We start from the raw sequence: 24,778 nt of genomic DNA, 5'->3' as shown, positions 1-24,778 counted from the left end.
GGTCTCAGGGCAGCTGGAGGACGGCCACGGTGACCGAGGTGGCCGCGCTGTAGGTGATGCTTGCGCGGCCGGTCGCCGGGTCGCGGAACACTGACTTCAGTGGGATGAACGCCTCCCCGTCGGCGGGGATCACCTGCGACGCGTCGGCCACGGCCAGACTCCCGACCGTGCCGGGGGTGGCCAGGGTGACCGTCTTCGACGAGGCGTCGCCGTTCTTCACGTGCAGCACCAGCTTCTCCCCGACCGGGGCCTGGTCGCCGCCGCCGGCGGCGTTGGAGTAGGTGGGCTGCAGGCCGCCGAGCGGCAGCCGCTGTGCGGTCAGGATGGCCATGGGTTCCTCAGCTCTCGACAGTGGGCTGGCGAACGGTGCAGTCCGCCCGCAGATAGGTGCCGTCCTCGGACGGCTCGAAGACGGCGAACACCGTGAGCACGCGGCCGGGCGGGCGGAGCTCGTCGCCACGGCGCACGTCGGTGCCGGGGCGGAAGTACCAGGTTTCATTGAGCTCGGCGCCGGACTGGTCGGCGGCCTGGCGCTCGCGCGCGGACGGCTGCGACATGCGGGCGCGCGGGGTGCCGACCTGCGCCCAGGTGGTGTCCTGGCCGCCTCCGCCGTCGTCGGCGGTCACCGCCCGCCACACCGGCACGGTGCGGTTGAGGAGGCGCCCGACGCGGCTCACCGCGACCTCACCAGCGTGATGCCGCCGCCGAAGCGGGCGGCGAGCTGCTCGCGCAGGTACTCGGGCAACTCGATCTCGGTGATGCGGCCGCCGTCGCCGTACTGCACGGCGTAGTCACCGATCCGCTCGGAGCGGATGTCCTTGGCGGCCAGGCCCTCGCCGTCAGGCTGGGCCCGGTGGTGGACGAGGACGGCGGCCGCGATGCGGCACACCAGGCCCACGATGTCCTCGGGCACCGTGGGCAGGCCGTGTGTCTGGGTGACGGTGACCTCGGACGGCTCACTGCCGGGCGACCAGCCGCCCGCCCGCCACAACTGCCCCGAGCGCAGCCGCCAGTCGGTGACCGGTACGCCATCGATTGCGACGGAGGACACGGACTGGATGGGCTGGCCGGGCAGGTGCAGCCACTGGGTGGGCTCGCCCTCCAGCGTCACGGTGGATGTGGTCTGGCTGATCGGTACGCCGGCCGCTTCCCGCACGGAGGCCGAGGCCTCCGCCAGGTAGACGGCGACGCTGGCTTCCTCGGCCGGGTCGACGGCCAGGCCGCGGGCCTCGAGGTCGGCCACCGTCGCCAATGGGTCCAGTGCCACGGTGGCCCCCCTGTCAGGTCGCGAGTTCGATCAGGTCGTCCTTGGTGTAGTTCGCGGCGTCCTCGGCCGACAGCAGGCCGAGAGAGACGACGTGCGCGATCCACTCAGACTTCGGGGCGCCCTCGGACGGCCGCCCGGGCTTCCCCGTGGTCAGGTCGCTGCCGCCGTTGCCGCTGTCGCCGCCGGGCACCGGCTCGTCAGGCAGCTCGACGAGCTGCGCCTTCGTCATCTCCTCGATCGCCGCGGCAGAGTCGGAGTCCTGACCGTGGACGGCCAGCGCCCACGTCACCCACTCCTCCTTGCTCGCCCGGGCGCTGGGGCGGGGCGCCCTGCCCTCGGTCAGGGCGCTGCCCTTGGAGGGCGCCGGGGCCGGGGCGTGCGCGCCGTAGTACGGGGAGCCGTCGCTGTGCACGCGGGTGAGCTGGCCGCGCTCGAAGCGCTCGGCGATGCCTTCGGGCAGGGGCAGGTCCATCGCGATGACGGCCCCGCCCTCCCCGCGCAGAAAGATTGTCTCGGCCATCAGGTGTTCCTCGGGACCTTCAGGGCGGCGATGGTGCCCGTCGCCGTGGACGACGTGATCATCAGGCTGCCGTCGGACTGGACGAACCGGCCGGACTCGAAGGGGCCGATGTAGTGCGTGGTGCCGAACGCCACGCTGACGGCGAGGTCCCCCTGCCCGGCAGCGAGCGCGGGCGGGTGGTCGCCCGCCTTCACCGTGATCGTCAGGGCCGTGTCGTCGTCGGTGTTGGTGACGCGGAGCACGGTCTTCTCCGGCTCGGCGTTCGCCAGCTGCATGTCGTGGGTCGGCGCGGCCACGAGGGTCGTGCCGGTCGGGTTCACGACGCCGCTGTTGGGCGGCAGATTCGTGTAGCTGAGCTGAGTGGTCGCCATGGTTCAGGCCTCCGATCAGGCGGCGGGGTTGATGAACGCGGCCGCCAGGTGGTCCGGGCGGATGACCTTGGCGCCGTACAGGGCCAGGCCCTTGACCGCGTCGGAGAACGAGGACTCCGGCCGGTACGCCTCGGTCTTGTTGATCTGCTCGGCAAACGTGATGGCCGCGTTCACACCGGCCTGGACCACGGTGGTGTCGCCGGTCGGGACCGGGCAGTTGTTCGACTCGTAGATGTCGAAGTTCGCGGCCCGGCCCACGAAGCCGTTGCGCAGACCGGCGTCGGTGCCGGCCTCGTCGGACTTGATGAACCGGGAGTCGAGCAGCAGCGAGGCGTAGAACTCCGGCGGCACGATCACGTACCGGCCTGCCGAGGGGACGTTGGCCTTGGTGAGCTTCGTGCGCAGGGGCACGAGCACCTTGTCGTAGGCGTCCGTCGGCGTGGTGTAGGTGTCGATCGGCGAGCCCACCACGTTCAGGAAGTTCGCCGCGACGATCTGCGTGTAGAGCCCGGCCACGTGCTGGTCGATGGTGTCGGCCAGCGCGTAGGCGGCCTCGCTCATCGCCGCCGGGATCACGTTGGACTTGGCCTGCCGCTTGTCGACGTCGTCGACGGAGAACGCCCAATACTTCGACTGGTCCACGACCAGCGTGCGCTGGCCGGTGGTCAGCTTCTCCGGGGTGATCGTCGTCGAGCCCGGCACGTAGGTGCCGATCGCCGGGCGGGAAATCGAGGTGATGCGGACGGTGTCGCCCGCCTCGGCGATCTCGCCCTCGTAGTCGCGGTTCACGACCCGGGGGGCCGCGTAGACGAGAGCTTTGCGGGTCGCGACGAGCAGTCGCGAGCTCCAGATCTCGGGAACGAAGTTCCTGATGGTCATGGGGTGTGCCTCCTGGCTACTTGCCGCCCATGAGGTCGTCGAGCTTGCCGTCGATACGGGCCTGCTCGATCGCCTCGGGCGACATGGACTTCAGGTCTGCTCGGGTGAGCTGCTTCGGACGGGAGGCCTTGCGCGCTGCTCCGCCGTCGCCAGTGCCCTGGAACCTCTTCGCCGTTGCGGCTGCCAGGTAGGGCTTGTTGTTGAGGAGATCGTCGATCGCGTCCTCGATCTCCTCGGTGTCGATCTCGCCGTCCTCGCCGACCTCGAACTGGTCGAGGTCGAGGAAGGTCAGCGCGTCCTTCGGGTCGTTCAGCCGGCCCTTGGCGGCCGAGCGGATCTCGGCCTTGAGGATCCGCGTGTTGGCCCGGGTCATGGCCTCGTCGGCCGCCTTGCGGCGGGCCTGCTCGGCCTCGTCGGTGCCGTCCTTGTCCCGCAGCTGCGCCTCGAGCGCCTTGCGTTTGTCGCGCTCGCTGCGCCACTTGCCCTTCATAGAGGCCAGGGCACGCTTGCCTTTGTCGCCGAGTTGGTCGGCGCCCTCGGGGTCCGTGTCGTCGTGGTCCCCCGCTCCCTCGTCGTCCTGGTCGTCGTCACCGGCGCCGGCGTCGTCGTCCTGGCCGTCATTGTCGCCCTCGCCACCGTCGTCACCGGCGTCGTCGTCCTGGTCGTCGTCCTCGTCGGGGGCGCCGCCGAGGATGGGCCAGATCGGGTGCAGCTCGCCGTCGTCCTCGCCGGAGCGGGCCTTGCGCCAGCCGACGGCGGTGATACCGGTGAGCGGGTGTACGGGCAGGAGTGCGTGCATGATGGGTCTCCCGTTGCGGGTGAAAGGGCCGCGCGTTGCGCGCGGTCAGACGATGTAGCCGTTGCGCTTCAGCAGCCGGATCGCGTGATCGCGGTCGCCGTCGGCAAGGCGGTAGATCTCCTCCGGCATGAGCCGGGGAGTCTTCGCGCGGGCGCGGGCCCCGGTGGCCTCGCCGAACCGGGTCCCGGCGGCCTTCTGGAACTTCGCGGCGCGCGAGCCGTACAGGCCGCGCCGGGTGGTGCCCTCGCTGGTGGCCTGCACCTCGCGGCCGTAGCGGGTCACCGTGGCCATGCCCCGGCGGGCGTTGACGACCTGCTCGACGTCCGCGCCCTCGCCGATGGCTTTCATGCCGTCCTCGCCGAACGCGCGGCGCTGCTGCCCGGGCGTCATCTCCTCGAGAAGACTCCGCGGCGTGGGCAGGGCCCAGGTGTCGCCCGGGCGGCGCGGGGCCACGGTGCAGTCGCAGCGCGGGTGCCGCAGGAACCCCTCCGACAGGGAGTACTCCCGCCCGGCGAGGATGATGCAGCGCGCGCACGCGGGCAGGTGCACGACGCGCACGTAGGACACCACCCGGGGGCGGGCGATCATCCCGGCCATGTCGGCGATCCGGCCCGCGTCGGCCACCAGCGACCGGGTGACCATCTCCAGGAACGCCGCTCCGGACAGGATGGACATCGCGGTGCCGAGCCCTCGGCGCATCCTGTTGAGGGCGATCAGCAGCGGATACACCAGCGGCACGGCCAGGTCGCCGGTCGCGGCCACCGCAGCCTCCGGCGCCACGGGGCCCTCGCCCTCGCCGGCGGCCTGCGTCAGCCAGGGGTCGGCCGTCGCTGCGGCGGCCAGCTGCCCGGCACGGATCAGCTCGGCCGCCAGCACGGCCTGCGTCAGCCACGAGCCTTCGAGGTCCTCCGGGTCGACGCCGCCCCAGACCGCGCGCACGGCGGCCGCCGTCGTCGCCGCCTGGGCGGCCCGCTCGGCCTGGTGCGCCTGGTCCGTCGCGGGGACCGTCACGCGGCCTCCTCCTCCGGCTCGTCCTCGCCCTCGGCGTCGTCGGGCGGCGGCCGCCGCTGCCCGAGCATGGCGGTGGCTGCGGCCACGGGGTCCATCTCGGCCTCGCGTTCGCGCATCGCGACGACGTCGGCGACCTCGGTGGGGGTGAGCCCGTACTTGAGGGCCAGCCACTCGAAGGGGAACCCGATGTCCTTCAACTTCACGAGCGCGTCGGCGAGCTGGGCGTAGGAGCGGGACTCGGAGTCGGCCCACAGCACGCTGCCGGCGCGCATCGCCTTCGCCTTGGCGTCCTCGCCCCGGGCCAGGTAGATCAGGCGGGCGACCTCCCTCAGGGCCTGCCCGAACCAGAGTTTCTTCTCGTTGACCCGCTTCACCAGGCCGGTCTCGGCGGCCAGCAGCGCATCGCCGGACAGGTTGGCCATCTTGCCGATCAGGTAGTGCTGGGGGGTCCTCGTCTGCGCGGCGAGGTGGCCGACCGCGACCTCGATAATCGACGTGTACGCGGCCAGGTTGGCCGCCTGCCACTCAGCGATCTTGGCGTCCTTGCCGGTGATCCACGCCACGCGGTCCACCGCGAATTTCGACAGGTCGACGGGCTCCTTGCCGACGATCTCCCCGGCCGAGTTCAGCTTCGGGATCATCGGCCGCTCGGCCCCGAGCACGACCCGCTGCGGGAACGAGGCGTAGTCGGAGGCGGTGAACAGCTGCGCCCAGATCAGGTTGATGGCGTCCTGCATGGCCACCACGCCGGTGATGTCGCTGATCGGGTCGTCCACCAACATCGGCTTGTTGGGCAGCTCCACCAGCGGGACCAGGCCCATCGGGTTGGGCTGCGGGTTCGGCTCGCCCAGCTGCTCCTCGTCCCGGGGCTCCCAGGTACGCCGGCGCTGTTCCTCGCCGGGCGGCAGCCACAGCCGCATCGCCTCGTCGACGTCCGCCATCTGCGGACTCTTGTCCTGCCGTGACAGCGGCCGCTCGAACTTCCACAGCTCGTGGGGCAGGTAGAGGGTGGCGAAGTCCATGCCACCGTCCTGCCACCGCTTCAGGCCCGCCCGCCGGCGCACGCGCGAGCCGGGCTCGTAGGCGACGATGCACTGCGCGGCGTCCTCGAACGTGACACTCGGGGTGTCCTCGTCGTCTGGGTCACCCCACACCAGCACGAAGCTGCGTGCCGAGTTGACCGCGCCGAGGAACCCCAGCTGCGAGTCGCAGTCGAGGCCGTTGACCTGCCACACCTGCCACAGGTCTGCGTCCGCCTTGTCCTCGCCGGAGGCCTGGAACCCGGTGACGTCGAGGCGCTCCACCGGGCTGTCGGCCACGACCTGGACCCAGTTGTCGCTGAACTCCTGGTAGCGGTCGCCGTGGAACTTCGCGAAGTCATCGGATGCGAATTTCAGCGGCTGCTTGCCACGGTAGTACTCGCCGTTCCGGTCGATCTCCGCCCGTCGCCGGATGAGCTCCGACTCCAGCAGGGACACCAGCTGCAGGGCCTGCGGCAGGGTGGCCATCCACGCCCCCTTTCACGAGCCGTAGTAGTAGGACACTTCCTGCTCGGCCAGGCCGGCCGCGATGACGTCGCCGAGCGCCTCGTGCGCGAGGACCGACGCCACACTGGCGTCGATCTTCTGGGCCGGGCTGGCCTTGCGGAGCACGTACAGCCCGCTCGGCCGCTCGGCTTGGCGGGTGTTCTCGACGTGTGCCTGCGTCAACGGGCAGCCGTCGTGCGTGAACGCGGCCGCGCGCGAACCTTCACCGGTGTTCCGCTTGACCACGTCGGTCTTCAGCCGCTCGGCCGCCGCGTGCATCTGCACCATGCGGCGCGTGTACCAGCGGATCACGCGCTCCTCGCCGTACAGGTCCACCCACTCGTCGACCTCGGTGTCCCAGTACGGAGGATCCGCGTACAGCCGGACCACGTCGTAGCGGTTCATCAACTGGTCCATCGCCGCGCGCACCTCGGCGCGCGGGACCTGGCCGCCGTAGTCGGCCGGGTTCCAGATGGTCGGCTCGTCGTTCCCCCCGTACAGCGGGGTGAACTGGTAGCCGTCCATCGTCTCGGCCCGGATCGCCGTCCAGTCGTCCATGTCGCTGCCGTCGAACCCGAGCACGATCCGGGTCATCGGCCGCACGCGGCGCGGCTTGGCCTTGGCCGCCCACTTCTTCCCGTCCAGCCAGCCAGCAGAACCGGCCACGCACCGGTTGCCGAAGAACCGCTCCCCCTGCGCCGGGTCCTTCTCCATGATCTCGGCGGTCTCGGCCTCGATCGCGTCGAGGTCGACGTGCGCCGACCCGGCGTACACCACCGTGTGGATCTTCCGACGGTCCCGCTTGTTGCCGTAGGACAGCGTCTTGGGCGCCTGCGGGTGGTAGCGGAAGATGTCCCGCGCCTTGGCCTCGCTGGTGCGCTGCGCCACCGAGTCTTCGGAGGGATCCCACGCGTTCGTCGTCTCCATCGAGCGGCCACCCATGCCGGCCGTACCGCGGCGCTGGGTCTCGGCGACCCGGCGCAGCTTGTTCGCGTCGTTGTACAGGCCGGTCTCGTCCTGCAGCGCGAAGATGATGGGGTTGCCCAGCCGGGACAGGGCAGACGAGGTGACGACGTCGATGCGGCCCTGCTCGCCAACCCGGGTGAACTCCTCACCCACGCGCATGATGTCGCCGAGCGGTCCCAGCTTCACCATGTTCTGCAACGGCCGGTAGACGTTCGCGACCTGATCCTCGGACGTCGCCGTCAACTGGATCAGCGGGGTAGGCCACGGAGTACCCATGGGGTCGCCCGGCTCGTACTCGTACCACCAGCCGCACGAGCAGCCGTGGTCCGCACACCGGTACCGCTCACCGCCCCTGGCCCAGCCGTTGAAGACGACCGGCCCCGCAGCCTCGGCCAGGACGATCGTCGCCGACCACGGGCCCTTGCCAGTCTTCTGCGGAGCGACGACCTGGCTGCGCCGGTAGTGGAAGGCCGGCGCCAGCTGGCCCAAGGTCGCCGTCGGCTTCACGCGGTAGTGGTTGACCGTGCACCACAGCTGCCACGGGTAGAGCTCCATGCGCTCGCCCGCACGGAACCCGTCCGGTACGGGGCAGTGCTCTTCGATCCAGTCAGGGACCACCCACATCGTGGGAAAGTCGACGACGAACCCGTCAGGCGCCTTCGTCACGAGGCACGACCCTCAAACGGTCGCGCGCGCTCGGGCGCCGGGGCGCGGGCTCGGCGGCCGGCTCGGGCGAGGTCGCCACCTCGGCGGCCGGGCCGATCTTCCAGCGGTTGCGGAGCATGCCCTGAACGGACAGGCCGAGGCTGTCAAGGTACTGGCGCACGATCCGCTGCAGGTCCACCTTGGCGTCCGGCTGCTCGGCATGGGCAAGCGCGCGCACGAACAGAGCGACCTCGTAACCCTGGTCGAGGGCCTCCCACGCTACGGCCTGGGGCTTGGCCCACAGGTCCCGCCACAGCTCGAACTCGCGGTCCGTCATCTCCGACAGCGGCCAGGCCGGCGGCCCACCGTGGCGGCCCTCGGCGGGCAACGTGGTCCAACCGGCCTTGTCGGAGGGCCGGTTCCGGCGCAGTGCGTTCGGGTCCGGCGCCGGTCCGGAGACCGCGCGAGCTCCACCCTTGGGCATCGGTGATCCCTCCTCCACGCTGCGTTGCGCAGCACAGACGACCGTCACCTTGCGTGACGATCTCGACCTTCTGAACCTGACGGACTTCCCAGAGCCCTCCCCGGCGTTCCGGGCCCCCTAATGGCCAGGGGTCCACCCCCACCCCCCTGACCTGCACCTTTGCTCTGAATCATGGCTCTGACCTGCGACTTTGTGATCTGATCACTCTTCGCGATCGTTCCAGCCTCCGGGCTGGTGCCTTGAGGTCTCGCGGGAGTGATGAGCCTTGGTCATGGCCTGCAAGTTCGCCCAGTCATGGCCACGAGGACCGAGGGGACCGAGACCATCACGGTGGTTGACCTCGGTCGCCCTGGGCCTGAGCAGAGGCGGCAGGGTCTCGCACTCCTCGCACTCGCAGTAGGGGTTCGCACGGAGGTAGGCAGCTCGTGTGCGTGTCCATCGTGCGTCGTAGCCCTTGGCTGCTGCGGTGGTGCGTTGGCGACCGGCGGTGCGCTGGCATCGGTCACAGCGCCCGCCGGCCGTGAGGGTGGGGCAGCCCGGGGTCGGGCATACCTGCATGGCCCTACGCGAGGCCATGGACGTGCAGCTTGGCAATGAGCATGGCGAGCGGCTTGAGCATCGGGCCCTCGGTATGCCCGCAGCTACAACTGAGGCTGGCCTGTCCCGTCTGCTCGAAGCAACGCCAGCCGTCTTGCGGAGGGAGTTCGTGAACCTCGTTCGTGACTCGGACGTCGTGGACGGTGTACGCCAGCATGCCGACCTCCGTGGGTGGCACGACAAAGCCCCGACCGGGGGGACCGAGTCGGGGCTTCGTCGTGCGTCTGTGGTGCCGATTCAGGGCACAGTTGTACACCGGGATCGTGACACGCCTCTGACCTGCGGTCAAGCGACCTTGGCTGTGCGGCGTTCGGCGACGAGTGCGGTGACCTCGGCCACGGCGTACCAGGGCTGGCGCGGGGTGCCGCCGGAGCGGGTCAGCTTGCCGCGGTGGACGAGCTGGCGGACGCTGCCGAGTTCGATGCCGAGCAGGCGCGCGGTCTGGTGTGCGGTGAGGTGTCCGGGCCGGATCATCTGCGACTCCATGACCCCATGATGCCGTCAGCGCACGCCGGCCTGGTGGGTGCGGCGCCAGGCGTTGTGTGCCCGCCGGCCGACGCGCAGCCGGAGCCGCTTCCCTCGGCACCGGGGGCACGGCCGCGCCTTGCGGAACCGTTCGATCTCGCCCGCTCCGCGGCATCGGCGGCACGGGCCGAACGGCTTCACGGCACACAACACGGCGTAGCCGCCGAGCGCGGCAACGAGGGTGGCCATCGCAATCAGCACGGGGTCTGACTCCTTCGGATCGTGGGTGTTGCCCGTTTCCCGGGCGGCCGCTGCTAGACGCTAGGTGCCTGCTCAGGGCCCGGATTCGTTGCTAGCGGGGCTGCTAGGCCTAGCAGGTCGGTCTGCTAGGCCTAGTGGTCGTTTGTGGGTCAGGCGGCGAGCCTGTCGGCTTCACGGCGGGTGACGGCGGTGACGACGTCGGCCCTGCGGAAGCCGCGGCGGGTGGCCTTCTCTCCTTCGTCGGTCTCGCCCCACACGTCGCGGATGGTGACGCCCCAGGGCTTTAGCGCGGCCGTGACGTTGGCGGCCGTCCACCCGGCGTAGACGTCCGGCCTGAGCTCGGCGAGGCGGGCGGCCACGCGCTCGTTCCAGACCTGCTCCTCCTTGGCGGCCACGACCTGGAGCACGTCGCTGAGGACGTCCATGCCGACCGTGGCGGAGGGGCCCTCGCCGATGGCGTGGCCGGTGATGTTGCCGTACTCCTCGCGCATCTTCCGGGCCCGGGCCACGACCACTTCAGCCCCGGGGGCGTCGACGAATGCCGAGGCGACGATGCGGGGGTCGTCGCCCTCGCCGGCCTGGAAGCAGATGCCCAGATCGCGGCGGCTGAACATGGTGGCGCGGATGCCGGACTTGTACATGCCGGTGCCGAGGACCATGTCGTTGGCCTGGTGGTTCATCACCTTCAGGCAGAACCGCAGGATGGCGTTGGCGCTGATGCCGGTGGGCAGCGACTTGGAGTCGGGCCGCTGGGTGGCGAACATGCCGATGATGCCGAGGGCGGGGCCGCGCTTGGTGATGTCCGTGCAGATGGATTCGATCTCGGCGCCGTGCTTCTCGTGCTCGAACACGACCTGGCACTCGTCGATACCGATCGCGATGGGGTGCAGGCCGAGGCTCTTGTCGCTGGCCAGGGCCGGGGTCACCTTCGACTCAGGGCAGCGGGAGCGGGGCAGGGACTTGATGACCTTGGCCCGGCGGCGCAGCTCCTCCTTGACCTCCCGCAGCGCCTGGACGATGTAGTCGATGTCGTCGTCCTCCTCGCCTGCCCGGTAGCGGTGCGCGACCGGTTCGAGGGCGCCGAGGTCGCCGGTGCCTTTCAGGTCGAACGCCAGGATGGCGGCGCGCGGGTCGAGGGCGCAGATCAGCAGCAGCAGGCGCAGCAGGAACGTCTTGCCCATGCGGGGCACGGAGCCGATGACGATGGCGGCGAACATGAGGGTGACCTCGACCCAGCGCATGCGCTGGTCGTTGCCGAACACGACGGGCTTGAAGAGGTCGACCTGGCCGTCCTTCAGCAGCGGCCAGGCGGGTTTCGTCGTCTCGTTCATGGGCCGGTCGCCGACCCACAGCACCAGGCGGCCCTCGTGCTCGTCGGGGTCGCCGGACGGCCAGACGCAGCCGACCTTGCGGCGCAGGCCGGAGGCCAGCTGCTCGCGCTTCTCCATGACGTCGTCGGGGGTGACGCCGTAGGGCAGGTCGAGGTCGGCGCGGTAGCCGGGCCCGTCGCGGACGATTTCGCTGGTGAAGCGCATGCCGTCCATGTCGCCGCCCTTCTTGATGGCGGCGGAGATCTTCGGGTTGCCGATGGACTCCAGGCCGCGCAGCACGATGGTGCCGGTGAGCTTCTGCAGCTCGGTGCGCATCACGGCGGGGCCGATGACGGGGGCGTCGGGCTGCTGGCCGAAGTAGCCGAGGGTGAGTACGGCGCCGGCGGCGAACACCCACAGGTAGGCGGGGGCCATGACGTACAGCCAGAGGGCGAAGCCGGTGCCGAACACGGCATTGACCATGACGACGAGGCTGCGCAGGCGGACGCGGTTGCCGCGCAGGCGGGCCAGGTGGAGGTACTCGTCGACGTCCTCGGTGCGTACGGCGTGGCCGCGCAGGGGTGCGGCCTCGCGGTCCCACACCCAGCGGTTGGTCTCGTTGACGAAGCGGCAGGCGCCGCGCGGTGCCATGTAGGCCAGCTGCACGGCGTACCAGGGGGCGCGGAGCCCGTGGTAGGCGGCGGCGTAGCCCAGGCGGTTGGCGGTGTGGCGGGCGGCCGTGGCGAACTCCGTGCGGTCCTTCAGCCAGGCGGGCAGGATCGGACGCCGCTTCTCGTCGACCACGCCCGGGGCCGGGAGCTTCGGGTTGTCCACGGGGGTGGGCGCGCTGGGCGCTTCAGGTACGGGCGGGGCGGGTGTGTCTGTGGCCTCGGCGTTGGCGGGTACGAAGGTGTCCGTCATGCTGGTCTCTCCGGTCGTTCTGTAGGGCGGTCCGGGGCCCGGGGCGGCGGTCTGCTTGGCGGTGGACGCCGCCCCGGGGCGTAGCTACTTCTTGCTGGCGGCCCGCTTCCGGGCCTTGTCCTTGATGCGCTCGATGCCGCGGTCGATGTCCGGCTGGTGGGTGATGCCGGCGGCCGCGCGGCGCAGGCCCTTCACCTCCAGGCGGACGATGGCGGCCTTCTCGCTGAGCGTCAGCTTCACCTCGGGCTCAGACATCGGTGTCCTCCGTCTCGTCGGTCTGCTCGGGCAGGGCGGCGGCGAGGGCGGCGTGGGTGCGGGCGATGTCCGCCCACAGGGCGCCGACTGCGGCGAACGGTTCCGCCCGGTGCCGGTCGTTGTGGCTGTGGGCGGCGTCCTCCGCGTATCCGGCGAGACGCTCGGCTCGGAGCAGGGCCTCGTCGGCGCAGTTCAGGTGCTTGATGCGGTCCATGGCAATCGCCCCTAAGTTGTCGTCAGATCTGGTTGGACTGGACGTCGAAGAACAGCACCGACGCGTCGCCGTACTCCGGGTTCTTCCTGGCGATGTCGTCGCGCAGCGCCAGGTAGAGGTCGTGGCGGGTCGTGCCCGGGTGCGGGGTCCACGTCCCGGTCCAGCTACCGACGGCGAAGCCGCCACCCATGGGCACCTGCAGGGTGAGCAGGTACTGGTGGGTGCCCTGCTGCGGGGCGGCCGGGGCGGTGGTCTCGGTGGTGTCGTGCACGGCGGGGTCCTCTCGGGTTGTGGGCCGGGCTGTCCGGCCCCACCGCTCCCCCACGGGCGGGCCGTGGGGGACGGAAGGGCAGGTCAGCGGCCCTTCTTCATGTCGCGCCACATGTCCCGCAGGACCAGGACGACGATCGCGGCGACGCCGCCGAGGATGGCCAGAGCCAGCGACGCGAACGCGATCCCGACACCGCCGACGCACACTGCGCAGGCGATGCCCAGCCACTCACCCGCGCTCCGGCCCTGCTTGGGCTGGTGCTGGCAGGCCGGGTGCTGGGCGGGCTGCTGGGCCTGGGCTGCCTTGGCGAGCTCCAGCGCGGCCATGGCCACGGCGAGGACGTCCGAGTTGCTCTCGGCCTTGGCGACGGCGGCCTCGGCCTTCTCCAAGGCGTCACTCACGACGTCGCCCCCGATCCGGCGAGCGCCCACGCGGCCTGAGCCTGCTTGAAGCCGTCCTGAATCTCCTTGGCCCGGTTCTGGCCGACATGCAGCCGGTCCTTGATGGCCCGGATGGACGGGACGGTGCCCGCCAGCAGCTCCTCCTTGAACTGCTCGGCAGCCCAGCCGAGGCCGAGTTCGGTGAGCGGGTCCTCTTGCGCCGGGTTGCCCTGCTCGTCGTCAGGTACGGGCTCGGGTACGTACTCGGCGCGTACCTCGGTGCGGGTACGCGGCGCCTCGGCGGCAAGTACGGGGGCCTGCTCGGCGGGCTTCTCGACGGGGACGTAGCGCCGTGCGAAGTGGTCGAGCCGGTACTTCTGGGGCTCGGGCCGGGCCACGATCGGCAGCAGCCGTGCGCCCTCGGGTACAGCGTTCGAGGGTGCCGGGTACGGCTCGGCGTCGACCAGCTCCGTGTACTCGACGACCGGCTCCGACTCGGGCTGCCACGGCGAGGGAAGGTCGATCGTGGCGAGGGAGGCCGCGTGGCGGCGGGCCGCCAGCAGGTCGAGCAGCTTCTGCCGCTGCTCATCGGAGGCGCCGGCCTGCGCCTTACCCACGGCCACGGACAGGCGCCGGGCGACACGGGCACGGCCACGCTGACCGGGCTTCATCTCGGACAGCTTCGCGGCCAGGGCGACCGCCTTCACGGTCCACCGGTCGCGGGAGATCTGCTCGGCGGACCGGTCGCGCACGGCCAGGCCGAGGCGGGACAGGAGCCGTTCGCGTACCTCTCGGGCGAGCACAGCGAGCAGCCCGGCCGACTCGGCGTCGGGCTTGGTGTGTCGCAACTCGATGCCCATGGCGAGGTGCCACAGGAGCGCGGCGAGTACGGGGCCCACGACGGCGCGAACGGTGCCGCCGATGAACCCGGACTCGGAGTACGCCGGGATGACCTGTACTCCGGTGATCACCCAGACGAGTACACCGGGTGTACCCGGGGCGCCTTGGGTGCGCAGGTTCTGGCGGGCCATGAGGGCGCAGGCGAACAGGGCGAGTTCAGCGGCGGCGAACAGGGCGGCGCGCTCGCCGGGGTCGACCATGGCCAGTTCGTGTTCGGCGAAGCGCCAGCTGGTGTCTGCGCTGTAGGCGGTGCAGGCCATCGCGGCGAGGGAGGCGACTGCTACGGCGGCCGGGGTGCGGCGCAAGGGCCGCAGCAGGATCGCGGCTACGGCCAGGGCGGCGACGCCAGCAGCGCCGGCCGCCCACGGGTGGGTCTGTGCCCACGCGGTCAGGGTGCTCATGACTCACCCCCGGACAGCGACTCAGCGCACTTGGGGCAGTCGGCCGGGCACTGCTCCTCGCTGGCCGGCGGGCCGAGGGCCCAGCGGACGGCGATGACAGCAAGAGCCAGCAGGGCGAAGACGGTGGCCCATTCCTGGTCGCGCAGCACGAACTGGGCGACGCACTCGGCGGCCAGCAAGGGCAGGACCAGGACGAGGAACAGGGCTCGGGTCATCGGCGCTCACCCCGCTCGGACTCGATCGCGGCCAGCAGGCACCGCAGGCGGGCGTTCAGGGAGAAGGCGGCCTTCAGCATGTCGACGGCATCGTGGATGTTCAGGCCGGCGGTCTCGTCGAGGATCTGCCGGGTGACGGCGAGCTCGACGTCGAGGTCGAAGGGCCCGGACGGCGACTTGCCCGGCTCGTGCAACGGGTCGTAGGTGCTCACTGGCCACCCCCGTGCGGCCCGTCGGCGGCGCGGAAGACGCGGGCGGCGGTACCGGCCGGGGCGTCCGGGAGGCTGATGACGTAGCTGCCGTTCAGCAGGGTGAGGAGACGGACACCGTGGCGCTCGCACGCGTCAACGCCCGCGTTGCGGCGGTCGATGACGGTCACGATCGGCGAGCCGTCGCACGGGGTGGGGTCGTCGGGGAGCGCGGCCGGGCAGCGGCCGGCGGGGGCCTGCGCGGGCTCGGCGCCGAGGGCGCGGAGCAGGAGGCGCAGGGCCTCGCGCAGGGAGAGGACCTGGTCGCTGTCGAGCAGCTGCTGGGCGACGCTGATGGCGATGTCGAGGTTGCTCGGCTTGACGGTCGTCTGGCTGCGGTCGGTGACGGCGAGCGGGTTGTAGGCCGGGGCCGGGCCGGCGGTGGCGCGCTGCTGCTTGCCCTTGGCGTAGTCCTCGTCGCAGAGGCGGTGCAGCTCGGCGACACGGGCCGCCTTAGGAGAGGTTGCGGCGCTGTTGGAGCGCGCGAAATGATCGGTCATGCCGACTCCTGGTCTGATCAGGATGTGCGGTGAAGGGCCGGGCGGTGCGCGCGCCGGGGGCTGCAACCCCCGAGCTGCTGCCCGGCCTTTCGTGTACATCGAGCATTCCACAACCTGAACGCTTTGTTCAAGCTATTGAATACGATTGGTGGGCGGATCCCGCCACGAGAGTGACGCCCCCAGGGGGTCAGGCGGCCTCGCCGGGCTGGAAGTGGGCCAACATCAGGTAGTCGTCGGGCCCGTACTCAGTCCTGCACCACCTGCATGTCAGCTGCGTCTCGCCGGGCAATCGGGAGATCACCGCCCCGCACACCACGCCCTCGCCCACCAGCGCCACGCAATGGCCGAGACGCTGCGGCCGCGGCTCCGGGTCGCCGACGATCGAGCGCACCGCGCTGTTCAGCTCGGCCACTTCGCGCGCGAGGTCGCCGGCCGCCGGGTACTGCGCGACGATCCAGTCCAGCTCTTGGGCGAGCCATCGGCAGTCGGCGTCCAGCCGGGCGGGCGGCGGGGCCCCGCGGTGGGGCCAGCGCAGCCGTCGGACGTCCGCCCGCCACGAGTGGACTACCTCGGTGGCCCGGGCCACGTTGACCGTGTCGAGGACGTCTTCGTTGACTGGGGAGCGGGGGCCGGCCGCGCTCTTGGTGGCCACGATGTCGCTGTAGCCGGTGCGGCGGGGCACGAGGCACTCGCCGACCTCGGCGTATAGGGCTGGGAGTTCTTGCAGGCGCGCGGCCAGCTGCTCCCGGTGCCGGTTGCACAGGTAGCCGCTGGCCGCGTTGCCGCACAGTTCGCAGGTCACGGGGTGCTGTTCTCCTTCGGGCCCGCAAGGGCGGCACGGAGGCTGCGGGCGTAGGGCTCGTCGACCGGGAGGGCGGTTTCCCACCGGTATGCGAGGGCCTCGACCCGCTCAAGGGCACGCTCGGCCTTCCGCGCCCGGTCCTTCCACTCGTCCCCGCGGCGCCAGCCTCGGCTCGCGTTCTCGTACAGCTCGTCCAGGGCGTCGTCTGTGATGGTGTCGGCGGTGTAGCGCTGCGGGCTCATGCGGCTTGGTCCTTCCTGGTGCAGTTGGGCAGGTCGTCGTGCTCGGTGCCGCAGCTGGTCCACCAGCGCTCGCAACAGCCGTCTTCCAGGTCGGGCTTCGTCTGGCTCGCCCAGGCGCGGAGGCGGGCGGCACGCTCGGCCTTCACGGCGGCCGCTCGGCGCTCGTCGGCGGCGACGTACTCGCGGGCGAGGGCGACGCCCAGGAGCAGCGAGGCGACGAACAGGCCGGCGCCGTGCCACCAGGCCTCGTTGCGGACGCTGTTGATGGCGCAGTGTCCGGTGAGGAGGGCGGCGAGCAGGTACGCCCAGCCGAGGGCGCGGGTTGTGCGGGTCACAGGAACCTCCCGGTGAGGGGGATGGTGGTGATGCTGTGGCGCTGGCGGGCGGTGAGGCCCTGGCCCCACAGGTCGGCGGCCCAGCGGGGGCGGGGCAGTTCGCAGCGGCAGGTGCCGGACGCGGCGAGGAAGTGCCCACGCGGGCACCGGGGGCGGGCGGTCACGGCTGCGCCTCATCGGCGTCGAGGCTGTGGCCGGGGCACCAGACGTGCGGCTGGTCGGCCCACTCGTGCGGGTCGTGATAGTCGTCGTGGCCGCACTGCTGGGTGCGGGGCGCGGGCTGCTCCTCGGTGTCGGCCCGCTCCTCGTCCTGGGGTCCGGCCAGGTCCTGCCGCAATACGGCGGCACGTTCGGGATCGAGCTCCAGCCAGTACGGCTCGCCGTCGGGCCCGGACAGCAGCACGGTGACGGTGTCGTCGTCGCCCCACATGACGTCGTTGAGGCCCCAGCGGAGCGGGGTGGGGTCGGGGGCGTCGGCGACGGGCGCGGGGTACTTGGCGACCCAGCGGCGGACTGCCTCCTCGATGTCGTCGAGGGCTGCGTTGCCGCGCTTGACGGCCGCGTCGTATTGCGGGCTGATGCTGCTGGCGGCGGAGGCCCGGCGGACGCACTGCTGGTAGGTGCGGCTCGGGGCGATGATCTCGTTCATGAGCCCCATCAGGGCGAGGTGGCGATCGCTGGTCATGGGTTCCTCCGTGGTGTGATGGGTGGAGGTCCGGGCCTGTTAAGGGCAGGCCCGGACCGCTACGCGGCGGTGGGAAGGACGAGCTGGCCCAGGACGCGGCCGACGCGGTCCTGGTCGATCAGGTCGGCGACGTCGCCGGCCGACGCGCCGCGCGGCACCGTGATGCCGAGGCGGCGGCACAGGCCCAGAGCTTTCGGGCTGGGCTTCCCGGCCCTCCAACGGGCCTGGCGGGAGACGAACGCCCCCGGCGCCAGCACCTTGGCCTGCTGCTCCAGCCACGCCAGTGCCTCCGGCAGCGGCCGGGCCACGTCGTCCTTGGGCGGGTGCACGCCGTGCGCCTCGGTCCAGCGGCGCATCCGGTACAGCCGGGTCCCGGGGTCCCGCTGCAGGAACAGGAACATCGCGCCGGTCAGGCGGATGAACCAGATGCCGTCCGGGGTGCGCAGCCAGCGAATCGCCGACGAGCCGAACAGGTTGATCTCCTCGGCCTCGACCCGGGCAGTCAGCGTTCGGCGCTTCTCGGCGGCCGCGTGCTCCTCGGCGACCTGCCGGAGGCTCTTGCCCGGCTCGGCCTGGCCGATCTCCCGGTCAGTGAGGTCGACCATGCTGGCGAGCTTGTGGCGGCTCGCGGCGCCCATGACGTCCAGCAGCAACGCGTCCGTCTTGCCGGGCGCTGGCCGGAGCCCGCGGCCGACCATCTGCACGTACAGGCCGGCCGACTTGGTCGGGCGCGCGACCACGACGCAGCTGGTGTGCGGAGCGTCGAATCCCTCGGTGAGAACCATGCAGTTGGTGAGCACCTGGAGTTCGCCTGCGGTGTAGCGGGCGAGGGTCGCGCGTCGCTCGTCGCGGCCCATGTCGCCCCACACCGGGGCTGCCTTGATGCCCACGGCCTCCAGCGCGGCGGCGGCCTGCTGGGCGGTCGCCACGGTGGGTGTGAAGACGACCCCGGGCCGGTCGGCCGCGTGGTCCAGGTAGGCCTTGGCGATGGCGTCGAGGGCGCCGGAGTCTTCGAGGGCCTTGCCCAGTTGCCCGTCGACGAGGTCGCCACCGCGGGTCTTCACCTTGTTGAGGTCCAAGGTGTCGACCGTGATGCTCTTGCCGCGGACGTCGCAGAGGTAGCCGTCGCTGATCATGTCGAGGATGTCCAGGCGGAAGACGACGTCCTCCCACACCTCGGCCAGGCCGCCGTCCTCCCGGGTCATCGTCGCGGTGAAACCGGCCACCGGGACGCCGTCCCAGGCGCCGAAGTGCCGGAGTACCTCCATGTAGGTGGGGGCGGCCGCATGGTGGCACTCGTCCACGATGATCAGGCCGATATCCCGGATGGCCTCGCGGCGGCGGGCGACGGCCAGGGTCTGGACGCTGGCCACGATCACGTCGGCGTCGGCGTGGTCGTCGCGCTGGGCCTTGACGATGCCGACGCGCAGCATCGGGTCGACGGCGAGCAGCTTGGAAGCGGCCTGCTCGATCAGCTCTTCACGGTGCGCGATGACGAGGGCTCGGCGGCCGCCGAGGCTGTCGAGCATCTGGTGGGCCAGGTGGGAGAAGACGACGGTCTTGCCGGCGCCGGTCGGGAGGACGACGGCCACACGGTTCTTGCCGTCGGCCCAGCCCTGGCGCAGCGCCTCGATGGCGTCGAGCTGGTAGGGGCGGGGGGTGAAGGACATGCGTCACCTCGATTCGGTGGAGAGGGGAGAGGGGCGGTACGCGTTGCGTACCGGCTGCGTACCGGCTGCGTACCGGGCAAAAATGGGCTCTGACCTGCTGTTATGTCTCTCTCTAGAGACAGTGGTACGCAGGTACGCAGAAACAGACAGGGGTCGATGTGCGCAGGCACGCACACGCAGGCACGCACACGCGCCCACGCCTGAGGGGTGTCTTTTCCGGGCTGCTGCGTACCGGCCCGAAAGTGACGGCTGAGACGCGTCTGACCTGCGAGAACGGCGGGGCGACGGTGGTACGCACTCCGTGCGTACCACCGCCCTGGCGGCCGTCATGCCGCCTCGTCCTGCTCGCCGAAGGGCATGCCCTCGGGGGTGAAAGCGAGGCACTTGGCCCGGGCGCCGTCGAAGCGGCGAGGCACCAGGTGCGGCGGGCGCTGGCTCTTGAGCGTCTCCAGATATCCGGCGTCGACCCAGCTGCCCACGACCGCGTCGAGGGAATATCCGGCGTCGGCGAGGATCTTTCGGACGCGCTCGGGCAGCAGGGCGACCGTCTGGACGCCGTTCTTCGCCGAGATGACGCCCAGCCACCCGGCGTAGGGCGGGCGCTCCCCGAGGACCGCTCGGGACGCGCTGAACAGCTCGTGAGCGTGGCCTGCCACGTACTCCCGCAGGACGTCCAGCGCCATCTCGGGGCGGTTGTCAGTGGGGTTGTGGGCGGTGAACAGGCCGCGCCACACGTCATGGTCGAGCGGCTCGAACGGCAGCAGCCCGATGCCGCACGCCAAGGTCTCCGCCAGTACCAGGGCAGCGACCATGGGGGCGCGCCGGTTCGTCATGTCCCCAGCGCCACGGAATTCGTCCACCAGGGCGCGGTGCCGCTGCTTCAGAGCGTCCCGCCCGTTCGGCTGGGCGAGGCCGCTGAGGATGTACTGGATGAACTCCGGCCCGGCATGCCCGTGGTTGGCGAGCACGCCTTCCCGCGCCGCGGCCGCCGCCGCACCCCCGCCCTCGCCGAACGGCGCGATCGTCGTTCCGAGGATGCGCGCCGCCGCGCCCTGGCTGGTTGTGAAGCTCAGCGCCGGCCGCTCGCCGGAGGACAGGAGGATGGTCTCCCAGGGGAGCATGTTGCCGAACGCGCCGCCGCTGCGAGCTTTCCCGTGGTTCATCGGGAGCTGGTACAGCACCTCGTCGATCAGGGTGTCGTCCGTGACGGCCATCGTCTCGTCGAAGACGGTGACGATCCCTCGGACCAGGTTGAGCCGCTTCTCGATCGCGTACAGCGTCGTACGCCAGTTGGACATGGCGCTGGCGTGCTCGGACGGGTCGGCCCAGACACTGAGCGCGCACTGAAGGGCGGTGGTCTTGCCCTTGGTGGATCGGCTGGAGATGTCCAGCGTGAAGGAGTTGAGGCCCAGCGGCTTCAGCAGGGGAGCGGCGAGCGCGGCCGCGACGGCGACGCGCGGGACAGGGAAGGCGGCCAGGTGGGCGACGGTCTCGCGCCAGCCATCCAGCGTCCCTTTCCTGGCGTGCGCGCGGGCCGGGCCGCGCTGCTCCTCGAAGGGGACGTCGACCTTGATGCCGTCCTCCGGCGAGGAGACGAACGTGCCGTCGTCCTGCCAGCCCAGCCACCGGGCCAGCTGCTCGGAGGGAATGCGGCCGACGTTGGCCGCCTCGAACTCGGCCAGCCACTTCTCGACGGCCCGGGCGTCGCCCTCGACCGCGGGCAGGCCGGCGGATCCGAGTGTCTCGATCAGCTTCCGGCCGCGCTTCGCGGTCTCGCGGCTGACGATGCGGGAGATGCGGCGAGGCCGGCCGAGGCTCCGGTCGATCCAGGACAGTTCGACGTACTGGTCACCCTCGGGGTCCTCGAACGTCGCGGCGATGACCAGCGGTGCGAACGTCACGCGCTGCCAGTTCTCACCGCTGGTGCTGAGCACCTCCACCCCGCGGCCGGTGACCCGGTAGTCGTAGGGCGTGCGCACTGAGCGGGGAAGGCCGAACGTGTCGGCGTAGTCGAAGCCTTGCGGGTCGCCGGCCGTGTCGTCCGCGGGCGCCTGGTCCTCGTGCTCGTCCTCGGCGGGGGCCTCGGCCGGGGCCGGGGCGGCGGGCGCAGCGGGGCGGGCCCCGGCCACGGCGAGGTGCCGACTGCCGTAGCCGAGCCGGGCCAGCTCCCGCGCGGCGGCCTTGTGGTCGCCGCCGTGGTTCAGCAGCGCGTAGGCACCGAACTTGCTGTACGGCACCTCGGCGGCGAATTCGCTGCTGGTGGTGAAGACGTACAGCCTGTCGTGCTCGTCCTTGCCCGTCGTGGCCTTCACACCACCGACGCCGTCAGCCCACCCCCAGTAGGTCTCGCTGCCGCGGGTGCTCAGTGGCCGGAAGGTGCCGCGGAGGATCTCCTCCCACGTGGCCCGGGCCTCGAAGTCGTCGCCGGGCCGCAGGGTCCCGTCCGAGCGCGGCGGTGCGGGCCGGGGCGCGGTCTTCGGCGCCTCGGGCATGGGCATCGCGTCGAACGCCTGGCAGAGGGCATAGAGCGCGTCGAGTTCCTCCGGCTCGACGACGGCCATGGTCGTGGGCCCGCCCGAGAGCCGGGTGTAGGGCTCGCCGCTGGGGTGAGTGGAGCCGTGCGACGGGGCGATGACGACGAAGCCACCCTCGCCGCGCGTCTCGATGAGGACCCGCACGATCTTCGTGCCGGGCTTCTCGGCGACGCGCTGCCGCTCTTCCGGGGTGTACTCGTCTTCTCGGGCCAGGCGCCGCGCCAGCTTGGTGTTCGCTGCGGCGGGCCTGCCTTTGACGACGACCTTGTAGTGGACGCCGCCGGAGGGCGATCGGTCGGCCCAGCCGGTTGTGACGGCTTCCCAGAGGTCGCCGAGCTGGCTGTTTTGGGCCAGCTCGGCGACCTCGTCGAGGAGTCCTTCCTTGACGGCCAGGCCCTCGAACTCGATCAGTTCGACGTTGCCAGAGACGGCGCCGGTGACGACGCCGATGCCGGTGCGCTGGCCGTCGCCGAACCAGCGGTCGTGGTCCTCGGGCGTGGATCGGTTGACCTTGTACTGCATCCAGCTGCGGACGTCGGGGGCTTTGGTCCCGTCGGCCCGAACGGGGAGGACGCACAGACCTGCGTCGTGCAGTTCGCGGGCTACGGCCCGGAGGTCGGGTGACTGTTCGTCGGTCAAGGGGTCCCCCCGTGGTACTGGCTCAGGTGGCGGGACTTGATCCCGTCGATGAACGCCCTGATGGCGGAGGGTTTGATCGGCTCTTCGCGGGGCTTCGGGCACCCGGGCCGGTAGCACTCGTAGCGAGCCCGGCATCGCTCCGGATCGATGACCAGCAGGCCAGCGATCGTCTGGGTGGCGGGCGTACAGCCCGGGGTATCCCGGGCCTGCGCCGTAGGGGCGGTCACTGCTGCGCCTGGGTGGTGCGCGCGTGCCAGGTGTCGACGGCCTCGACGTGTCCGGCCTGGACGGACGCCTGGAAGTCGCCGGCGCGCTGTTTCTCTTCGGCCCGCTGGGCGATCTCCTCGCGCAGCTGCAGCAGTGTGGTCGCCGGGTCCTGACCGGCGGGCACGATGGCGAGCCCTTCACCGTCGACGGTCCAGATGATGACCGTGCGGTCCAGTTGCTCCTCTTCGCTGGCTCGGGACTCGTGCAGCTTGAGGTGCTGCTGCGCGGCGTACTGCCGGAGGTTCTCGCGGCCGAAGATGTGACGGACCCAGGCGAAGATGGCGTTCGGGGCCCCGGTGATTCGGACGAGGTCACCGATGGCGTCGAGGCACTCGGTGACGTCCTTGTCGGCGAGCAGCTTGGCTGCCTCGATGCCGGCCAGGGCGCGGGCCACCTCCGGCGTGGTGGTCGCGGTTGCGACCGTGGGAAGCTCAGCCATGAGCGGACCCCGTTCTCTACTTGCTGGCGCGGGTGGATTCGGACTGCTGGGACGGCGCCCCCGGCTGGACCCCGGGGGCGCCGTCGTTGGTGGCCGCTGTCGACTGGACCTCGACAGCGGCGGACTGGGAGAGACCGAGGAAGGCGCACAGCTCGGTCTTGCGCACACGCTTCGCGCGGCCGAACTCGACGACCGGGATGGGGAACTCGCCGTCGCGGATGAGCTGGTAGCCGGTGCCCTCGCCGATGTTCATCGCGGCGAATGCCTGCTTCACGGCGGGCATGGCGGGGAGGGCCAGGACCTGCTCGGGCGTGAGTGCTTCGGTGGCGGTGCTCATACGGCCACCTGCGCAGGGATGAAGACGCGGCCGGCGCGCTCCATCGGCACGAACAGGACCAGCAGGTCGATGCCGAGGGCGGCGGCGATGGCCTTGGCCTTGGGCTCGGGGACGGTCCGCTGCTGCCCGTTCATCAGGGCGCCGATAGTGCCGTGGGCGACTCCCGCCTTCTCGGCGAGTTCGCGGCTGGTGACGGGTTCACCGGTGCCGGTGCGCTCCATGAGGAGCTTGAGGCGGTCAGCGCTGTGGACCGCGTACCTCGTGGGTGTGCTGGCTTCCTTGCTCACGTTCACCTCATGGGATGGTTCGTTCTGCACGTTGAACGAGATGGCCGTGAGCATTCCATGAGATGAACGCTTTGTCCAGCGTGTTGAAGGGTCGGGGGCGCGCGTCTGTAATCGGCCAATGCCTCTGCGCTACCTAGCCAGGGTTGCCTTATCTGTTGAACAATCCGTGCAGTGACTTGAATGAACGCCGCACGTGACCTGCCCGTACGCATCAGTAACGTGCATGGATCCTGAACGGCGCTTGAATGACATGGACCCCAGGAGTGGCAGGATGACGCCCATGGCGGCTGAGGAGATCGAACCCGGCGAGATGACCGGCAACCCTGAACGGCGAACACAGCTCTCCGACCTGATTCGAAATCGCAGGGCGGAGCTCAACGAGGGCCTGGACAGGTTCGCGGCGCGAGCCGTCGACCCCGTCAGTGGTGTGCGTGTCACCCGAGGGTGGATCTACCGGCTTGAGACGGGGGAGAAGATCACGCCGCCGGTGTACGAAGAGCTGTGCGCCCTCGCCGAAGCGGCGCGCTTGCCGGTCGAGCGAATGCAGGACGCCGCCGGGCAGCAGTTCCATGGCGTGGACCCCCTGCGTAGCGGAACGGGGGAAGCGGTCGCTTATGTGAGGAAACTTGACCGGATTCCTGCGGAGCAGCGCGACCGACTAATGCGCCTCATTGACACGCTAGTTCCGCCTGATGGGGACGAGGATCGCTGACCGACCCTCTCCCCACGGAATCACTTAGAGTGACAATTCTTTGCAAACCGTAGAGATTCAGTACCCACGGTGCGATCATGTCCGGACACCGACGGGCAGGAAGGTGCTGGTCTGATGGTGCATTCGAACGCATGAGCGGAGCATGGGGGCTGCTGCATGGAGTCACCGGCCAAGGCGCGAGCCTGGTACTTCTTCAGTGAAGATCTACCAGAAGGGGAGGTGATCGTACCGATCAAGAGCAAGCACGGCTTGGCCTTCGCGGTCAAGAAGGGGGCGGAACCCCAGGAGATACTCGACAGCCTGAACGAAACCGCCCGGTTTGTTCTTGACGTGGGACTGGGGCATATCAGCCAGCCTGAGATGCCGCCCAATTCGGACTGACAGGGGTAGAAGCGACACGGTGGCCCAGGGCGACCTCTCCCG

The 24,778-nt window shown here is 70.7% G+C and carries 34 protein-coding genes; 2 read left to right on the top strand and 32 right to left on the bottom strand.

Annotation, left to right across the window (positions count from 1 at the left end; translation table 11 throughout):
* Window positions 1-4: 4 nt before the first annotated feature.
* The 32 genes from ACFZBT_RS17065 to ACFZBT_RS16910 form a co-directional block, all read right to left on the bottom strand.
* On the bottom strand, window positions 5-331 hold the full coding sequence (locus ACFZBT_RS17065; RefSeq protein WP_391103843.1) for a hypothetical protein: 327 nt from the start codon (window positions 329-331) through the stop codon (window positions 5-7).
* 7 nt (window positions 332-338) lie between these two features.
* Window positions 339-677, bottom strand: a complete 339-nt coding sequence (locus ACFZBT_RS17060) for a head-tail adaptor protein (protein WP_391103840.1) — start codon at window positions 675-677, stop codon at window positions 339-341.
* Window positions 674-1,267: a hypothetical protein gene (locus tag ACFZBT_RS17055; protein WP_391103837.1), complete on the bottom strand. Its 594-nt coding sequence runs from the start codon at window positions 1,265-1,267 to the stop codon at window positions 674-676. The genes ACFZBT_RS17060 and ACFZBT_RS17055 overlap by 4 nt, the downstream gene beginning before the upstream one ends.
* Before the next feature lie 13 nt (window positions 1,268-1,280).
* A complete protein-coding gene (locus ACFZBT_RS17050; protein WP_391103835.1) occupies window positions 1,281-1,787 on the bottom strand; it encodes a hypothetical protein in 507 nt (168 codons plus the stop codon).
* Window positions 1,787-2,158: a hypothetical protein gene (locus ACFZBT_RS17045; protein WP_391103833.1), complete on the bottom strand. Its 372-nt coding sequence runs from the start codon at window positions 2,156-2,158 to the stop codon at window positions 1,787-1,789. The genes ACFZBT_RS17050 and ACFZBT_RS17045 overlap by 1 nt, the downstream gene beginning before the upstream one ends.
* A 15-nt stretch (window positions 2,159-2,173) precedes the next feature.
* Window positions 2,174-3,037: a P22 coat protein - protein 5 domain protein gene (locus ACFZBT_RS17040; RefSeq protein WP_391103831.1), complete on the bottom strand. Its 864-nt coding sequence runs from the start codon at window positions 3,035-3,037 to the stop codon at window positions 2,174-2,176.
* Between the two features lie 16 nt (window positions 3,038-3,053).
* Window positions 3,054-3,836, bottom strand: coding sequence for a hypothetical protein (locus ACFZBT_RS17035; RefSeq protein ID WP_391103828.1), 783 nt, complete (start codon window positions 3,834-3,836; stop codon window positions 3,054-3,056).
* A gap of 45 nt (window positions 3,837-3,881) precedes the next feature.
* Window positions 3,882-4,847 carry a hypothetical protein gene (locus tag ACFZBT_RS17030; RefSeq protein ID WP_391103826.1) on the bottom strand — a complete coding sequence of 322 codons (966 nt, stop codon included), beginning with the start codon at window positions 4,845-4,847 and terminating at the stop codon, window positions 3,882-3,884.
* Window positions 4,844-6,355 carry a phage portal protein gene (locus ACFZBT_RS17025; RefSeq protein ID WP_391103824.1) on the bottom strand — a complete coding sequence of 504 codons (1,512 nt, stop codon included), beginning with the start codon at window positions 6,353-6,355 and terminating at the stop codon, window positions 4,844-4,846. The genes ACFZBT_RS17030 and ACFZBT_RS17025 overlap by 4 nt, the downstream gene beginning before the upstream one ends.
* Window positions 6,356-6,367: 12 nt before the next feature.
* Entirely contained in the window at window positions 6,368-8,005 is a 1,638-nt protein-coding gene (locus ACFZBT_RS17020) for a hypothetical protein (RefSeq protein ID WP_391103822.1), read from the bottom strand.
* Window positions 7,989-8,468, bottom strand: a complete 480-nt coding sequence (locus tag ACFZBT_RS17015; protein WP_391103820.1) for a hypothetical protein — start codon at window positions 8,466-8,468, stop codon at window positions 7,989-7,991. The genes ACFZBT_RS17020 and ACFZBT_RS17015 overlap by 17 nt, the downstream gene beginning before the upstream one ends.
* A gap of 882 nt (window positions 8,469-9,350) precedes the next feature.
* On the bottom strand, window positions 9,351-9,551 hold the full coding sequence (locus ACFZBT_RS17010; protein WP_391103817.1) for a hypothetical protein: 201 nt from the start codon (window positions 9,549-9,551) through the stop codon (window positions 9,351-9,353).
* Between the two features lie 15 nt (window positions 9,552-9,566).
* Window positions 9,567-9,791 (bottom strand): hypothetical protein, encoded by a 225-nt coding sequence (locus ACFZBT_RS17005; RefSeq protein WP_391103814.1) that lies wholly within the window; start codon window positions 9,789-9,791, stop codon window positions 9,567-9,569.
* A gap of 149 nt (window positions 9,792-9,940) precedes the next feature.
* Window positions 9,941-12,022 (bottom strand): cell division protein FtsK, encoded by a 2,082-nt coding sequence (locus tag ACFZBT_RS17000; RefSeq protein WP_391103811.1) that lies wholly within the window; start codon window positions 12,020-12,022, stop codon window positions 9,941-9,943.
* 84 nt (window positions 12,023-12,106) lie between these two features.
* Window positions 12,107-12,277, bottom strand: coding sequence for a hypothetical protein (locus tag ACFZBT_RS16995; RefSeq protein ID WP_391103809.1), 171 nt, complete (start codon window positions 12,275-12,277; stop codon window positions 12,107-12,109).
* Window positions 12,270-12,491 (bottom strand): hypothetical protein, encoded by a 222-nt coding sequence (locus tag ACFZBT_RS16990; protein WP_391103807.1) that lies wholly within the window; start codon window positions 12,489-12,491, stop codon window positions 12,270-12,272. The genes ACFZBT_RS16995 and ACFZBT_RS16990 overlap by 8 nt, the downstream gene beginning before the upstream one ends.
* A 22-nt stretch (window positions 12,492-12,513) precedes the next feature.
* Entirely contained in the window at window positions 12,514-12,762 is a 249-nt protein-coding gene (locus ACFZBT_RS16985; protein WP_391103804.1) for a hypothetical protein, read from the bottom strand.
* 83 nt (window positions 12,763-12,845) lie between these two features.
* Window positions 12,846-13,163, bottom strand: coding sequence for a hypothetical protein (locus ACFZBT_RS16980; RefSeq protein ID WP_391103801.1), 318 nt, complete (start codon window positions 13,161-13,163; stop codon window positions 12,846-12,848).
* Window positions 13,160-14,443: a hypothetical protein gene (locus tag ACFZBT_RS16975; RefSeq protein WP_391103798.1), complete on the bottom strand. Its 1,284-nt coding sequence runs from the start codon at window positions 14,441-14,443 to the stop codon at window positions 13,160-13,162. Before ACFZBT_RS16975 ends, ACFZBT_RS16980 begins: the two co-directional genes overlap by 4 nt.
* A complete protein-coding gene (locus tag ACFZBT_RS16970) occupies window positions 14,440-14,658 on the bottom strand; it encodes a hypothetical protein (protein WP_391103795.1) in 219 nt (72 codons plus the stop codon). The genes ACFZBT_RS16975 and ACFZBT_RS16970 overlap by 4 nt, the downstream gene beginning before the upstream one ends.
* Complete coding sequence (locus ACFZBT_RS16965) at window positions 14,655-14,870, bottom strand: hypothetical protein (protein WP_391103792.1); 216 nt, start codon at window positions 14,868-14,870, stop codon at window positions 14,655-14,657. Before ACFZBT_RS16965 ends, ACFZBT_RS16970 begins: the two co-directional genes overlap by 4 nt.
* Window positions 14,867-15,406: a hypothetical protein gene (locus ACFZBT_RS16960; protein ID WP_391103789.1), complete on the bottom strand. Its 540-nt coding sequence runs from the start codon at window positions 15,404-15,406 to the stop codon at window positions 14,867-14,869. Before ACFZBT_RS16960 ends, ACFZBT_RS16965 begins: the two co-directional genes overlap by 4 nt.
* A 187-nt stretch (window positions 15,407-15,593) precedes the next feature.
* Window positions 15,594-16,208, bottom strand: coding sequence for a hypothetical protein (locus ACFZBT_RS16955; RefSeq protein ID WP_391103786.1), 615 nt, complete (start codon window positions 16,206-16,208; stop codon window positions 15,594-15,596).
* Window positions 16,205-16,450: a hypothetical protein gene (locus tag ACFZBT_RS16950; protein WP_391103783.1), complete on the bottom strand. Its 246-nt coding sequence runs from the start codon at window positions 16,448-16,450 to the stop codon at window positions 16,205-16,207. The genes ACFZBT_RS16955 and ACFZBT_RS16950 overlap by 4 nt, the downstream gene beginning before the upstream one ends.
* Window positions 16,447-16,785: a hypothetical protein gene (locus ACFZBT_RS16945; RefSeq protein WP_391103780.1), complete on the bottom strand. Its 339-nt coding sequence runs from the start codon at window positions 16,783-16,785 to the stop codon at window positions 16,447-16,449. The genes ACFZBT_RS16950 and ACFZBT_RS16945 overlap by 4 nt, the downstream gene beginning before the upstream one ends.
* A complete protein-coding gene (locus ACFZBT_RS16940) occupies window positions 16,782-16,949 on the bottom strand; it encodes a hypothetical protein (RefSeq protein WP_391103777.1) in 168 nt (55 codons plus the stop codon). The genes ACFZBT_RS16945 and ACFZBT_RS16940 overlap by 4 nt, the downstream gene beginning before the upstream one ends.
* The gene (locus tag ACFZBT_RS16935; protein ID WP_391103774.1) at window positions 16,946-17,470 is read right to left on the bottom strand and encodes a hypothetical protein; all 525 of its coding nucleotides are present in this window, start codon (window positions 17,468-17,470) and stop codon (window positions 16,946-16,948) included. The genes ACFZBT_RS16940 and ACFZBT_RS16935 overlap by 4 nt, the downstream gene beginning before the upstream one ends.
* A gap of 59 nt (window positions 17,471-17,529) precedes the next feature.
* Entirely contained in the window at window positions 17,530-19,140 is a 1,611-nt protein-coding gene (locus tag ACFZBT_RS16930) for a DEAD/DEAH box helicase family protein (RefSeq protein WP_391103771.1), read from the bottom strand.
* Between the two features lie 326 nt (window positions 19,141-19,466).
* Complete coding sequence (locus ACFZBT_RS16925; protein ID WP_391103768.1) at window positions 19,467-22,313, bottom strand: DUF927 domain-containing protein; 2,847 nt, start codon at window positions 22,311-22,313, stop codon at window positions 19,467-19,469.
* 223 nt (window positions 22,314-22,536) lie between these two features.
* A complete protein-coding gene (locus ACFZBT_RS16920) occupies window positions 22,537-23,019 on the bottom strand; it encodes a hypothetical protein (protein ID WP_391103765.1) in 483 nt (160 codons plus the stop codon).
* Window positions 23,020-23,035: 16 nt separating this feature from the next.
* A complete protein-coding gene (locus ACFZBT_RS16915; RefSeq protein ID WP_391103762.1) occupies window positions 23,036-23,356 on the bottom strand; it encodes a helix-turn-helix transcriptional regulator in 321 nt (106 codons plus the stop codon).
* A complete protein-coding gene (locus ACFZBT_RS16910) occupies window positions 23,353-23,643 on the bottom strand; it encodes a helix-turn-helix domain-containing protein (protein ID WP_391103759.1) in 291 nt (96 codons plus the stop codon). The genes ACFZBT_RS16915 and ACFZBT_RS16910 overlap by 4 nt, the downstream gene beginning before the upstream one ends.
* 280 nt (window positions 23,644-23,923) lie before the next feature.
* On the opposite strand from ACFZBT_RS16910, the gene ACFZBT_RS16905 reads away from it, so the two are divergent.
* A complete protein-coding gene (locus ACFZBT_RS16905) occupies window positions 23,924-24,355 on the top strand; it encodes a hypothetical protein (RefSeq protein ID WP_391103756.1) in 432 nt (143 codons plus the stop codon).
* A gap of 156 nt (window positions 24,356-24,511) precedes the next feature.
* Window positions 24,512-24,736 (top strand): hypothetical protein, encoded by a 225-nt coding sequence (locus tag ACFZBT_RS16900; protein ID WP_391103753.1) that lies wholly within the window; start codon window positions 24,512-24,514, stop codon window positions 24,734-24,736.
* Window positions 24,737-24,778 lie beyond the last annotated feature (42 nt).

Origin of the sequence: Streptomyces sp. NPDC008137 (assembly GCF_042957035.1) — a bacterium.
Taxonomy (GTDB): Bacteria; Actinomycetota; Actinomycetes; order Streptomycetales; family Streptomycetaceae; genus Streptomyces.
This window is presented reverse-complemented; position numbering and strand designations above follow the sequence as displayed.